Here is a 13837-nt window from a genome sequence, read left to right as displayed (position 1 = left end):
TTTGGTTAGCGCTTCGGTATCGGATGGCCGTCCGGGCTGAAGTCGTCTGTTTCAAGCATGCTATTCACACGACTGGCGAGTAATTCCAGTGTGAAAGGCTTGGTCAACAGTTGCATGTTAGGGCCAAGGAAATCAGCCCTGGTCATAGCGCCTTCTGCGTATCCCGTCAGAAAAAGCACTGGCAGGCACGGCTTGAGTTGTTGAATGACTTCGGCCAACTGACGACCGTTCATGCCTGGCAAGCCAACGTCCGTAAGCAAGAGGTCGACATCCTCCAGGCTGTTGAAGACCCTCATGGCCTCTTCGCCGTCACGTGCGACATGGACCTGGTACCCAAGCTCTTCCAGAACCGCCCGATTGATCAGACGCACAGAATCATCGTCTTCGACCAAGAGGATGGACTGGCCTTGACCCACGGCGGCAGGCACTGGGATTTCAGGTTTCTCCAGCTCGACGCTGTTGTTTTCTGGCAGGCAGATTGCGACCGTTGTTCCGTACCCGACGGCGCTTTTGATCGACAGACTCCCGTTGCTCTGTTTTGCAAATCCGTAAACCATCGATAGCCCCAAGCCTGTACCTTGACCGATAGGCTTGGTGGTGAAAAAGGGTTCTGTGACCTTCTCCAGAATGGCTTGGGGGATACCGCAGCCAGTGTCTTTTACTTGTATGCAAACGTGGCTCCCGGTGTCGGGATGGCCCTCGCTTTGCGGTTCAGACTCGATGCACGTGATGATGGATAACGTCCCACCGTGCGGCATGGCATCTCTCGCATTAATCACCAGGTTGAGAATGGCATTCTCCAATTGGTTGGTGTCAGCGAAAATCCAAGGTTCATCGGCGCTCAAGTCAAACCTCAGTACGATTTGCTCTGTCACGGTTCTTTGGAGCAAGTCTGCGAGCGAGTTGATGAGGTGATTGACGGATACAGCTTTGGCATCGAGCGACTGTCGACGAGAGAACGCAAGCAATCGGTGTGTTAATGAAGCCGCCCTCTCAGCGGAGGTTCGCGCAGCATCCATGAACCGCTCGACACCCTCCATTCGTCCTTTGGCCATGCGTAACTTTATCAAGTCAAGCGCGCTGATGACGCCCGTCAGCATGTTATTGAAGTCGTGCGCAATGCCGCCAGTCAGTTGGCCAACCGCCTCCATCTTCAAGGACTGGCGCAGATGTTCTTCGGCACGAGCTCTTTCTTCGCTTTCGGCCTTCAGTTGCTCAACGGCTTCAATGAGTTCTTGTGTCCGTGCCCTGACCTGAACTTCAAGTTCTTCACTAAATCGGCGAAGTTTTAACTCAGCCTTCTTCTCTTCATTGATGTCCACAATGACGGACGCTGCGCCAATGATATGGTGGCTTTCGTCATATAAAGGTACGGCGCTGACTCTCATCCAGGAATCTCGAGCGCCCTCACGGCTGTGATAGAACTCTATGCCCGTCGCCGAATCGCCTCTCAAGGCCCTGGCCCCTGGAAACATGTGTGGCTCCAGCTTTCCGCCCTGCGCGTCAAGGCCAACCCAGCGATCGGCATCCTCTGGCGGCCTGGAAGGAAGAGTGCCGCTTGAGACATATTGGCGATACAAGGGATTGCTGATGACTGGCGCGCCGTCTAAATCCATGAAGCAAATGCCGACCGGGATGTTTTCCAGCAGCGTCTGCAAGCGGCTGCGCTCTTCAGCCAGCTGGCTGACACTTTCACGCATCTCAAATTGACGCTCACGGGATCGCCAGGCAGCAGCGGCCGCGCTCAATAGCGAAGCAGAACTGAGTGGGCGCTCCAAGACGATCACATGGCCTGCCGATCTGGGTAATCTGTGCCTGGCCAACTCAGTCTCGCGCCCAGAGCGACCGTTGCTTGATGCGAGCAGGATGATGGGTATCTCTGACCAGCCGGGTTGTTTATCCAAAGAGTTTCCGAGGCTCGTCGCATCCCCGAAAAGACTTTCCTCCGTGAGTATCACCAGCCCCGTGTGCTCACCCAATGCGGCTGATAGCGAAGACAAGTCCTTGTGGATTTGTAAGGGGTACGTATCGCCGAACAGCTTGCTCAGACTGAGTGCATCCCCCTTGAATGGCGCCACAATCAGCAGCGTAATGCTTTCAGAGTGCTGTTCAGCTTCCACGTTTTCGCTCTTCCATCAAGGGAAGATCGGCACCCAGATATTCCGGTGTTCCCGTCAAAACACCGCGGAAGTTGATCAATGGTTCGCCTACTCGTACGCCTTTTGAATCAATCCGAAGCTCTCGAATCGTATCCTCGTGCGCGCCGCTTCGGTGTTTCAGCACAGAGATTGCTTTGCGCAGTCGTCCCTGCGCTTCGAAGAAGCGGATGAGAATGACTGAATCCGCCACATAGGAAATGTTGAGACTGGTAGACATCGAGCCTACCAGCCCGTGTTGCGGATTGATCAGAAACGTCACGACACCCAGCTGGCTCAGATACGAAAGAAGCTCATGCATCTGCAAGACTAATTGTTGTTCCTGAGGCATCGCGGCCATGTAGCCGTTGAGGCTATCAACGACGAGCATGGTGCTGCCACGCTCTTCGACTTCAGAGCGGACACGCCATGCAAACTCACCCGGGGAAATCTCCGCCGGATTTATTTGTTGGATGACCAACTGACCATTCGATACATAACGGCTCAAATTCATGCCCATGCTGTCCCCACGGGAGATCAGGGTGCCGATCCGCTCATCGAACTCATAGATTGTGCAGTTTTCACCTCTGGCGCAGGCGGCGGCCAGATACGCCAATGCGATGGTGGTCTTGCCCGATCCGGCAGGCCCTGTGACTAACGTGCTGGTGCCTCTCAATGGCCCGCCGGCCATCAGGTTGTCTAGCTCAGGTACCCCGCTAGCCACCGTCTCCACCTTGAAGTCAACATGGTGGGTCGCGGCAATCAACCTTGGATACACCTCCAGGCCACCCTTGCGGATAGTGAAGTCGTGAAAACCAGCGATGAAATCAACACCGCGTAGCTTCTGTATCTGAAGGCGTCTACGCGCCGCACCAAAATCAAGGGTCAGTCGCTCAAGCGTAATGACGCCGTGGCAAAGACTATGGAGATGGTTGTCACGCTCGCCATTGGAGCTTGTGAGATCGTCGACCAGAAGGACAGTGATATCCCTGCCCGCGAAATATTGCTTGAGCGCCAAAACCTGTCGACGGTAACGTAACGGATCCTGCGCAAGAAGCCGCATCTCCGAGAGACTGTCAAACACAAGCCTTTTGGGCCGGAGTTTGTCTACCCGTTGCTGAATGAGCGTGATGGTGTCGCCAAGCTCCGCCTCCCAGGGGTGAAGGATCGACTGCTGGTATTCATCCCCCAAGACGCCCTCGGTCGAGGAAAACTCAAACAGGTCTATTCCGTCCAGAGACCAGCCGTGCGAGTGGGCGACGCTTTCGAGCTCTTCACTGGTTTCTGAGAGGGTGATGTACAGCACCGGCTCACCAGCGTTCACACCGTCGAGCAGGAACTGGAGGCCCAGCGTGGTTTTGCCTGCCCCAGGCATCCCCTCCAGCAAATAGAGACGATTGCTAGGCAATCCACCTTTCAGGACTGAGTCAAACCCGACATTACCAGTCGAAACTATAGGGCGGGTCTGGATCATTTGAACCTCGAGGAAGATAGACGCTAAGAGGAGCGGCAAATCTGGGGGGCAGTATGGGGCTGACACTGTAGCTGCGCCATCAGATTGACAGCACCGGGCACAGTTAATTGAACATTAATGTCCTCTGCGAACAGATATGACGAGTTTTTGGGGAAGCCCAGCAGCCTTAGCGGCGTCTGCCGCCATTCGTAAGCGTCCGGCAAACACGCCTTCCTGATTTAGAAACCCAAAACCGCCCGGCTTTCGTGGACCGGGCGGTCTTGGGGCTGTCTTGCGACAACTCGTTCAGGGCTGCGCTTCTAACTCACGGACACACCCCTTGTGCAATTCGGCCGCTAGCGTCTCTTCGTCCAGCGCCCCTTCCCACTTGGCAATGAATAGCGTAGCGACACCATTGCCGATGACGTTGATCAATGCTCCGCCCTCGGAAATAAACCGGTAGACCCCAAGTACCAACACCAGCCCTGCTGCCGGAATCACATCCAGGCTGCCGAGAGTCGCCGCGAGAGTAATGAACGCACCGCCGGTGACACTGGCCGCACCTTTGGAGGTCAGCAGCAAAATCAACAACAAGGTGATCTGGTGCCACAGGTCGAGGGGGATATCCAGCGCCTGGGCGATGAAAATCGCCAGTACCGTCATGTTGATGCAGCTGCCATCGAGGTTGAAACAGTAACCCGAAGGCACCACCAACCCCACCACCGACTTCTCGCATCCCAGGCGCTCAAGTTTGCCCATCAACCGAGGCAATGCCGACTCCGAAGACGAGGTACCCAACACCAAAAACAGCTCATCGCGGATGTACTTGAGAAACTGCCACAGGCTGAAACCGGCCAGGCGCGCGACCAGATTGAGAACCACGAACACAAAAAACAGCGCCGTGACGTAGTAGCAAATCAGCAAGTTGCCATACGCCCCCAACGAACCCACGCCGTACTTGCCAATGGTAAAGGCCATGCCACCAAAGGCCCCCAGCGGCGAGACATACATCACGATTTTGACCATCCGGAAAAACGCCTGGGCCACCAGGTCGATCAGGTTCAGCAGCGGCTTGCCGGCCGCACCAAGCATCTGCAAGGCGAAGGCAAACAGGATGGAAATGAACAGGACCTGGAGGATATCGCCCTCGGCAAAGGCGCCGAACACGGTACTGGGCACGATATGGGTCAGAAAACCCACCACACTCTGTTCATGGGCCAGCTTGCTGTAACTGTCGATGGCATGGCCGTCGAGGGTCGCCGGGTTGATGTGCATACCTGAGCCGGGTTGCATCAGGTTGACCCCGACCAGCCCGATCACCAGCGCCAGGGTGGTCAGCACTTCAAAGTACAGCAGCGACTTGAAGCCGACCCGGCCGATGCGCTTGAGACTCTGCATGCTGGCAATACCGCTGACCACGGTGCAGAAGATGATCGGTGCAATCAGCATCTTGATCAGTTTGATGAACGTGTCGCCCAGCGGCTTCATTTCTTCGCCGAGGCTGGGGTAGAAATGACCGAAGATAATGCCCAGCACAATCGCCAGCAGCACCTGCACATACAGGTGGCGGAACACTCGGCGCAGACGTGAATGGCTCGGTGGTTTTTCGGCAATCGAGGGTGTAATTGTTGTTGTCATGATGGCTTCCTCGCAGGCGTGATGCATTTCCCCGAGCAACGGACGGTGCATGACCGATCGCCCGGGAAAGATTGTTTCGGGGGGATGGTTACTTCTGGATGTACTCGGAAATCTCGATCAGGTTGAGGTCGGGATCACGCAGGTGCTCCAGGTACATGCCCATCGCCTCGGTTGATTGTTATTGTTTTCATAAGTGGACCTTCTTATTAGGTGGTGAAGCATTTACGACACGAGGTTGATCAGGTTCCCCGAGTGGTAGCCCTGCAGGTTGCCAAGGATGCCGTCGGCCAGCCGTTGCAGGCTGCTCTGGCTGGCCCAGGCCACATGGGGGGTGACGATCAGGTTGGCATGGCGGCTGTTGAGCAATGGGTGGTCGGCCGGAGGTGGTTCCTGGCACAGCACATCAAGGGCCGCACCACCGAGGCGACCGCTGTCCAGTGCATCGAGCACCGCCGCCTCATCCACCAATGGTCCGCGAGCGGTATTGATCAGCAAGGCACCGGGTTTCATCTGTGCCAGTTCCGGAGCCCCGATCAAGTGTCGGGTGTGCGCGGTCAATGGACAGTGCAGAGAAATCACGTCGCTTTGCGCCAACACCGTTTCAAAGGCCTGGTAACCCTTGCGCACCGGGACCACGCCACGGTGTTCGGCAAAGAGCAATTGCATGCCCAGGGCGCTCGCCAGACGCGCGGTAGCCAAGCCGATGCCGCCCCGGCCGACGATGCCCAGCACGCTGCCCTGAACATCCTGAATCGGCGCGCGATGCACACAAAAATGTCGCGAGTCCGGCCAATCCCGCAGCGCGGCGGCCTGATAGACGAACAGCTGTCGACGCAGGGCAAAGATTGACGCAATCACCGACTCGGCGACGCTTTGCGCCGAGTAAGCCGGGACGTTACACACCGTCACGGCAAAATCACGGCAAGCCGCCAGATCAATGCAGTCGTAACCGGTGGCCGCGACGCAGATGAATCGCAGGTTTGGCAATTGCTCAAGTTCAGCCCGACCGATGCGCACCTTGTTGGTGATCACCGCATCGGCATCCCGGGCAGCGTCCACCACCTGGTCCGGCGCTGTGTCGGGGCGGTCCTGCCAATCCGTGACCCAGGCCGGACGAGTAATACTCACGGGCAGGCTATCGCTATCAAGAAACACCACTTTCATGCTGCACGCTCCGGCTGGACGGGTTCAGAAATCTCGATCAGGTTCAGGTCCGGGTCACGCACATACACCGAGCGGATCGGCCCGGTGGCACCGGTGCGCAACACCGGGCCTTCGATGATTGGCCAGTCGACACGGGCCAGGCGGGCAATCACTTGGTCCAGGGGGATCGAGGCGATAAAACACAGGTCCAGCGACCCCGGCACCGGCAAATGCGCCTTGGGCTCGAACTCGTGGCCACGCACGTGCAGGTTGATTTTCTGCTGACCGAAAGCGAACGCCTTGCGCCCACCGGCGAAGGTTTGCATCTGCATGCCCAGGACCCGCACGTAAAAATCCTCGGCAGCCACTGGGTCGATGGTAGTCAGCACCAGATGGTCGAGATGATCGATCATGGGTGCAGCTCCTGGGTTCGGGCCGACGGCACCTGTTTTTCCAGGTTGGTCACATGGGCGGGTATCGGGTGCAGGTCCAGGCGTTTGCCGGCCTTGAGGATCTGGCTCGGAATCTCGTGGCCGATCAGACCTGGCAACTGCGCGGCGACCGCCAGCACCCGGTCCAGATCAACCCCGGTGTTGAAACCCATCAATTGCAGCATGTGCAACAGGTCTTCGGTGCACACATTGCCGCTGGCCCCCGGCGCATAAGGGCAACCGCCCAGGCCGCCAAGGGACGAATCGAAACGGTCGACTCCGGCTTCGATAGCCGCCAGTGCGTTGGCCAGGGCCATGCCGCGGGTATTGTGGAAATGCAGGGTCAATTGCAGCGCCGGAAAACGCTCACGTACTGCCCGGGATAGCGTCTCAACCTGACTCGGGTACGCCATGCCAGTGGTGTCGCACAAGGTCACGCCGCGAGCACCCAGGTCGGCAAAGCGCTCGACCCAATGCAACACCTCCCCCACCGGTACATCGCCCTGCATCGGGCAACCGAACACCGTCGACAACGACACGTTGATCGCCACCGGCCCCTGGCCGATCACGCTGACCACTTCGCTGAGCTGGGCAAATGATTGCTCGCGACTCATGCGCAGATTGGAACGGTTGTGCGGTTCGCTGACCGACATCACCAGGTTGGCTTCATCGATGTTGCACGCCAGGGCTCGTTCGGCCCCTCGCACATTGGGCACCAGCACGGTGTATTCCACCGCCGGGTTGCGCCGGATGCCCTGCATCACCGCCTCGGCGTCCCGCAGCGCAGTAATAGCCTTGGGCGAGGTGAACGAGGTGACCTCGATCTTGGCGAAACCACATTGGCTGAGGGCGTCGATCATGGCGATCTTGTCGACGGTTTCGATAAAGCGCGCTTCATTCTGGAAGCCGTCACGGGTCGCGACTTCCTGCAAGAAAAGACGTTGCATGTTGATTCTCCGGTTCAAATGATGCCGCGATGGCGCCAGTCGGCTTGCTGCGCAGCGTCGATGCCGAGCTCGCCAAGAATCTCGGCGGTGTGCTGGCCAAGGGTCGGCGCCGAGCGAGTCACGCTGCCAGGCGTGGTGCCCAGCTTGGGGACGATGCCGGGCAAGGTCACCGGCGTGCCGTCGTCCAGCTGGCTGTCGAGCAGCATGTCGCGCGCCCGGTAATGCGGGTCCTGGGCAATGTCGGCTGCGTTGTAAATCTTGCCGGCCGGAATGCGCGCCTCGGTCAGGATCGACAAGACTTCGTCGAGGCTGAGTCGCGCGGTCCATTCGGAGATAGCGGCATCGATGCGCTCAACCTGCAGCACTCGACCGTGGTTCTGCGCGAGCGCTGGATCAGCCCCCAGATCACGGCGACCAATGACTTCCATCAGGCGTTGATAGATGCTGTCGCCATTGCCGGCGATCAAGGCAAAACCACCATCACGGCAGCGATAGGCATTGGTCGGCGCGATACCCGGCAAACTGCTGCCGGCGGGCTCTCGAACGACGTTGAACACCGAGTATTCGGGCAACAGACTTTCCATCATGTTGAACACCGACTCGTACAGGGCCACGTCGATCTGCTGGCCGTCACCGCCGTTCTGCTCGCGATGGCGCAGGGCAAGCAGAATCCCGATGACCCCGTGCAAGGCCGACAACGAGTCGCCAATGGAAACGCCAACCCTGACCGGCGTGCGCCCGGGCTCGCCGGAAAGATGCCGCAGCCCGCCCATCGCTTCACCAATCACGCCGAATCCAGGGCGGTCACGGTATGGCCCGGTCTGGCCGTAACCCGAGACCCGGAGCATGATCAGTTTTGGATTCAGGGCGTGCAGCGTGTCCCAACCCAGCCCCCAGCTTTCCAGGGTCCCAGGACGGAAATTCTCTATCAGTACATCCGCATCGGCCAGCAACTGGCGCACGACCTGCTGGCCTTCACTCTGGCGTAAATCGAGGGTCAGCGAGCGCTTATTGCGAGATTGCGCGGCCCACCAGACGGAAGTACCGTCGTGCAGCAAGCGCCATTTGCGCAATGGGTCACCGGTGACCGGCGGCTCGATCTTGATCACATCGGCGCCAAACTCACCGAGCATTTTCGCCGCAAATGGCCCGGCAATCAGTTGACCGAGCTCCACGACCTTGACACCTTGCAGAGGTAACCTCATGACGTTTCCCGTTCTTGTTGAGTACTTGTGGCATGGATAATCGACACAAATGCGGCAGATGAAAATTTCATATTTCGCCACTACTCTTTCCAGAATGGAAAACCTCGGATCCTCTTGATGATTAATCCCCTGCATTTCGATCTGCTGTCCTTGCGCCTGCTGATCTTCGCCGCCGAATCCGGCAACCTGACCCGTGCCGCCGAAAAGGCCAACATGACGGTTTCGGCGGCCAGCAAACGGTTAGCCGAGCTGGAACGAACGACCCAGTGCCCGCTGTTCGTGCGCCTGCCAAGGGGGCTCGAACTGACCGCGGCGGGACAAGGGATCGTTGAACATGCACGAATGATTCTGGAAGGCGTGAACCGTATGGCGTGCGACGCCAGTGATTACGCTGTTGGTGTGCGCGGGCATGTACGGTTGTTCGCCAACACATCCGCCGTCGTCCAGTTTCTGCCGGATGACCTCGCGTCGTTCCTGCGCGCCAACCCGAACGTGCGTATCGGACTGGAAGAAGCACTCAGCGAACCGATTATTCAAGCCGTGGAAAACGGGCGTGCCGATATCGGCATCTTTGCCGATAACGTACCGGCTGAAGGACTGTACAAACTGCCCTACCGTGATGACCGACTCGTGCTATTGGTCCCGGTCGGCCATGAACTGGCCAATGAGCGCCGCGTGTCCTTTGCCGATACGCTTGGCTTTGATTATGTGGGGCTCAACCAAGGCAGCTCGTTGCTGCGCAGAATTACCGATGCCGCCGTCAGTGCGGGCAAGGTCCTCAAGGTCCGGATCCAGGTCAGCAGCTTCGACGGCATCTGTCGCATGATAGAAGCAGGCTTGGGTATCGGGATTTTGCCGTTGTCGTCTGTGCGTGCCGAATTGCTTGGTTCCCGTCTGATGGCTGTCGACTTGATTGATGACTGGGCTGATCGCACCTTGTTTGTTGGGGTTGCAAGTCAGACGCAACTGGCGCCGGAAGCGGCCAAGTTGTTTGAGTATCTAAGCAGCGTGCATGGCTGACAGCGGCGTAAATGTCCCTGTCCGCGCACTTGGGTGACGGGTGGCCAATCATCTAAAAAGCCACTGCCTCATGTGTGCGTGGCACATGCGACAGTGGCAAAAGCGCAATAGTCACCTCACGTCTAATTTACGAGTGCACACTACGACCGTACCCGGGCGACCTCGCGAAATTATCCTCGACAGTTCCAGTGCCATCCAGATACCCGTGCTTACGCAAATCCGGCATTAATATCGAAGCAATGAATGTCACGCATACCAATGCAGCTACGTAATAAAAAAAGTAACTTTCAACCCCCATCGACTTAAGCATCAACGCCACATACTCCGCGGTACCGCCACACAATGCATTGCCGATCGCATAAGGCAGACCAACGCCCAACGCCCTGACAGAGGCAGGATAAAGATCCGCTTTAAGTACACCTGTGACGGGCGTATAAAATGCAGCAACAAGAAGACCAGACATAATTAGCGCAAAGGCCGCATACGGGCTCGACACAGTCTTTAACGTGGTTAAAATTGGTACAACCAACACTGTTGCCAAACCACCAAATATCATCATGCTTTTTTTCACGCCAATACGGTCTGCCAGCATGCCGAAAAATGGCTGACAAACCATGAAGCACACCAAGGCAGACGTCATGATAAAACTTACCGTCCCTGCATCCATCCCCACAGACAGTACCAGATATTTCTGCATATACGATGTAAACGTATAGTAGTACAGCGAACACCCCATGGTGATAGCTACAGTTAAAATTACGGCCCGCTTATGCTTTAACAACGCACGAATAGATCCGGCCTCCTTACTCTTCATTTCTTTGACTGAAGCCGTTTCGGTCATGGATCGACGTAGAAATACGACCACAATGGCGCTAATTGCCCCGATGAAAAATGGAATTCTCCAACCCCAGGCTTTCAAATCTTCCGGAAGCAATACGTGCTGAAGAACAGCAACCGTCAGCAGCGCAAGTAGCTGACCTGCAATAATTGTGGAATATTGGAATGAACCAAAAAATGATCGGCGCCCGGCAGTCGACATTTCACTGATGTAAGTGGCACCTGTTCCGTACTCAGCGCCCACTGAAAGTCCCTGCATCAGCCTGGCTACAACCAACAGGACGGGTGCCGCGACACCAATCGTCTCATAAGTGGGCATGATCGCAATCATCAAAGACCCACCGCACATCATGAAAATTGAAATGATCATTGATATTTTTCGACCGCGCGTATCTGCAATGTAACCAAATATCCAACCGCCGAGGGGGCGCATAAAAAAGCCGACAGCAAAAATCCCCGCTGTCGCTAACAGTTGACTGTTTTGATCTCCTGCCGGAAAAAACAGCGAAGCAAAATAGATAGATGTATAGGCATAGATGAAAAAATCATACCATTCAACTAAATTACCCGAACAGGCTCCAAGTATCGCTCGAACCCGTGCCTTATTTGTAATTGGAGGACGCTTGACAGCGCTGCTATCAGCATTACTTATTATTATCATTTCAATCTCCACAAGCAGAAATAATCTGTTGACGCGTTATGCGCTAAACCACCAACCCAACAACAGTCCACACGAAGACAAATGCCACTCGCACAGACTGTCAGTCGATCATCTAATCAATTAATAAAATCACTAAAGAAAAAGGTCACTTCAACCGAAACGACAAACGTATTGATGTGTCTTCATAGTGCATTTCTCACTGCAATGCAGACTCAAAAACTGGCGCGCGCCTGCATTGAAACTGCGCCGTCAGGCAAACTGACCCATAACAGCAAATCATTACCTTCATGGACAGCATTTAATGTTAGCGTCACTCCCAGCAAGGCAGGACGCACGCCTCGATAATTAAACAGCTTTACTGGCTTTCCCGCGATACGTTCGGCATAGCCTGCCAGCAGAGTCGCGTTCAGTGGACCATGTATTACTTGACTCGCGTAACTTTCAACCTCTCGACAGTAATCAGCGTCATAATGAATACGATGACCATTGAAAGTCAGTGCTGAATAGCGAAACAACGTGATCGAGGTAGGCAGCCATTCATAGGAATGAGTGGCTTGCGGCATAGCGGCGAAAGGTTTGTTTGAGTCGACTGGAGTTGACTCCTTGTAGACAATGTCGTGATGTTCGGAAATGGCAACTTCGCCGGCATGTACAATCTCATGCAATACGGTGACAAACACCAGCTCGCCACTTCGACCTTTCTTGTGCTCGATCGAAACAACACTGGAGCGTTTCTCGACGCTGCCATCCAACGGCAACGCTTTCTTGAATTCAAGCTGTCCGCCGGCCCACATACGATTCGGCAGCGGCACGGGAGGCAAGAAGCCACCTCGCGCCGGGTGGCCATCACGCCCCAACTCTTCAGGCGGCAGCCCGTCAAGAAAGTACAACCAGTGCCACAATGGCGGCAATGGATAACCCGAGACCAAATCGCTTTGTGGGATGCCCAGCGTTGCAGCCATCAAACGCGCATGGCGTGAAGACAGGACATCGTGGTCGACATGGGTCTTGCCGACCCATTGACGAAGGTGTTGAAGATCAATAGTGCTCATGCAGGGATCCCCTCTTGTTTGTTCTGCATTGCTGTCGCCCGGAATTCTTCGCGCAAGCGATCACTGTGTTCGCCCAGGAGAGGGGCCTTTTCGAATCGTTGATCGTCCCAAGGAGCGCGTACCGGAGGAGCAATCATCTCGACTTCACCGGTCTCTACTGCCATCGGCCATTTCCGAAGGCCTGGATGTTCTGCCATCTCGGCGACGGAGCGCACCTGACCAAAAGCGGTATTGGCCTGACCCAGTTTGTGGATCGCCTGCTCGGCACTCAGGGTGGTGAAAGACGCACTGATGAGCGCGTCCAGCGCGTCTCGGTTACGGACGCGTTCTGTGTTGGATGCAAAACGAGGATCAGTAGATGCGCCGGTGCCTTCAAGGAACAGGTTAGAGAACTGCTGCCATTCGCGTTCGTTCTGAATGCTGATCACGATGTCTCGCTGATCGCCAGTGGTATAAGCACCGTATGGAGCAATTGAAGGGTGGCGCAGCCCCTGACGTGTTGGAGCGCCATTGCCATAAATCTCGTGCAGGTAGGGAATAGTCATCCAGTCCGCAGCACCATCGAACAACGAAACGGAAATCCCAGTGCCTTGCCCGGTTCGTTCTCGTAACTGCAACGCCGAAAGCACGCCAATCGCAGCATTCAAACCTGCCCCGATATCGCAAATCGAAACGCCGATCCGGCCATAGCCTTCAGGTGAACCGCTGATGCCGGCCAGACCGCTTTCGCATTGGACCAACAGGTCATACGCCTTCAAACCACTGGCGGGCCCCTCAGTACCGTAGCCACTGATATCGCAGGTGATCAATTGTGGATTCAGTGCGCGCAGTTCCGAGCTGTCAAACCCTGCGCGAGCAAGGGCACCGGGCGCCAGGTTTTGAACAAAGACATCGGCGCTGGCAATGATCCGTTTCAGCAGCGTCGCGTCGTCGGCATTTTTGAAATCCAGTACCAGCGATTCCTTGCCTCGGTTGGTCCACAAAAAATACGAAGAGTGACCTTTGGCGGCGTCGTCATAGCCCCGGGCAAAGTCCCCTTCTGCGCGCTCGACCTTGATGACCCTTGCACCCATTTCCGCCAAACGACAGGTACATAAAGGCGCAGCTAACGCCTGTTCGATGGAAACGACGGTAATGCCATTTAAAGGTTTTGTAGTGGACATCAGGTTCTCCCATTGACAGTTTGCGTACACAAGTATGTGCAAATCACGGTCAGGGGAGCAGCGAGCTTTTACGAAGATAACGTTTGTAAAATACAAACACTGCGGGACTTACGAGAGGTTAAATTAGACAAGATCCTCATGATTTCGCCGGA

11 protein-coding genes are annotated in these 13837 nt (G+C 56.0%); 1 reads left to right on the top strand and 10 read right to left on the bottom strand.

What is annotated here, in order from left to right; genetic code table 11:
- Positions 1-5 precede the first annotated feature (5 nt).
- The 7 genes from ABH912_RS03170 to ABH912_RS03140 form a co-directional block, all read right to left on the bottom strand.
- Positions 6-2120 (bottom strand): ATP-binding protein, encoded by a 2115-nt coding sequence (locus tag ABH912_RS03170; protein WP_429509599.1) that lies wholly within the window; start codon positions 2118-2120, stop codon positions 6-8.
- Positions 2110-3609 carry an ATPase domain-containing protein gene (locus ABH912_RS03165; protein ID WP_033061979.1) on the bottom strand — a complete coding sequence of 500 codons (1500 nt, stop codon included), beginning with the start codon at positions 3607-3609 and terminating at the stop codon, positions 2110-2112. Before ABH912_RS03165 ends, ABH912_RS03170 begins: the two co-directional genes overlap by 11 nt.
- A gap of 285 nt (positions 3610-3894) precedes the next feature.
- Positions 3895-5226 (bottom strand): dicarboxylate/amino acid:cation symporter, encoded by a 1332-nt coding sequence (locus ABH912_RS03160; protein WP_429509598.1) that lies wholly within the window; start codon positions 5224-5226, stop codon positions 3895-3897.
- A 222-nt stretch (positions 5227-5448) separates the two neighbouring features.
- Positions 5449-6390, bottom strand: coding sequence for a D-2-hydroxyacid dehydrogenase (locus ABH912_RS03155; RefSeq protein ID WP_033061978.1), 942 nt, complete (start codon positions 6388-6390; stop codon positions 5449-5451).
- Complete coding sequence (locus tag ABH912_RS03150) at positions 6387-6782, bottom strand: VOC family protein (RefSeq protein WP_033061977.1); 396 nt, start codon at positions 6780-6782, stop codon at positions 6387-6389. Before ABH912_RS03150 ends, ABH912_RS03155 begins: the two co-directional genes overlap by 4 nt.
- Positions 6779-7747 (bottom strand): hydroxymethylglutaryl-CoA lyase, encoded by a 969-nt coding sequence (locus tag ABH912_RS03145; RefSeq protein ID WP_429509597.1) that lies wholly within the window; start codon positions 7745-7747, stop codon positions 6779-6781. The genes ABH912_RS03150 and ABH912_RS03145 overlap by 4 nt, the downstream gene beginning before the upstream one ends.
- 14 nt (positions 7748-7761) lie before the next feature.
- Positions 7762-8952 carry a CaiB/BaiF CoA transferase family protein gene (locus ABH912_RS03140; protein WP_429509596.1) on the bottom strand — a complete coding sequence of 397 codons (1191 nt, stop codon included), beginning with the start codon at positions 8950-8952 and terminating at the stop codon, positions 7762-7764.
- Between the two features lie 117 nt (positions 8953-9069).
- Between ABH912_RS03140 and ABH912_RS03135 the strand changes: the two genes are divergently transcribed.
- Positions 9070-9972: a LysR family transcriptional regulator gene (locus ABH912_RS03135; RefSeq protein ID WP_429509595.1), complete on the top strand. Its 903-nt coding sequence runs from the start codon at positions 9070-9072 to the stop codon at positions 9970-9972.
- A 127-nt stretch (positions 9973-10099) separates the two neighbouring features.
- Here the strand turns inward: ABH912_RS03135 and ABH912_RS03130 are convergent, their stop codons facing one another.
- From ABH912_RS03130 to ABH912_RS03120, 3 genes are all read right to left on the bottom strand, one after another.
- Positions 10100-11470 carry an MFS family transporter gene (locus ABH912_RS03130; RefSeq protein ID WP_033061972.1) on the bottom strand — a complete coding sequence of 457 codons (1371 nt, stop codon included), beginning with the start codon at positions 11468-11470 and terminating at the stop codon, positions 10100-10102.
- A gap of 212 nt (positions 11471-11682) precedes the next feature.
- Entirely contained in the window at positions 11683-12522 is an 840-nt protein-coding gene (locus tag ABH912_RS03125) for an FAS1-like dehydratase domain-containing protein (RefSeq protein WP_429509594.1), read from the bottom strand.
- Positions 12519-13685, bottom strand: a complete 1167-nt coding sequence (locus ABH912_RS03120; protein ID WP_429509593.1) for a CaiB/BaiF CoA transferase family protein — start codon at positions 13683-13685, stop codon at positions 12519-12521. The genes ABH912_RS03125 and ABH912_RS03120 overlap by 4 nt, the downstream gene beginning before the upstream one ends.
- Between the last annotated feature and the right edge of the window lie 152 nt (positions 13686-13837).

The sequence above is a fragment of the Pseudomonas sp. BT76 TE3572 genome, assembly GCF_050435365.1.
Classification (GTDB): domain Bacteria; phylum Pseudomonadota; class Gammaproteobacteria; order Pseudomonadales; family Pseudomonadaceae; genus Aquipseudomonas; species Aquipseudomonas fluorescens_W.
The sequence above is the reverse complement of the archived record's forward strand: the minus strand, read 5'-3'. Positions and strand labels throughout refer to the sequence as shown.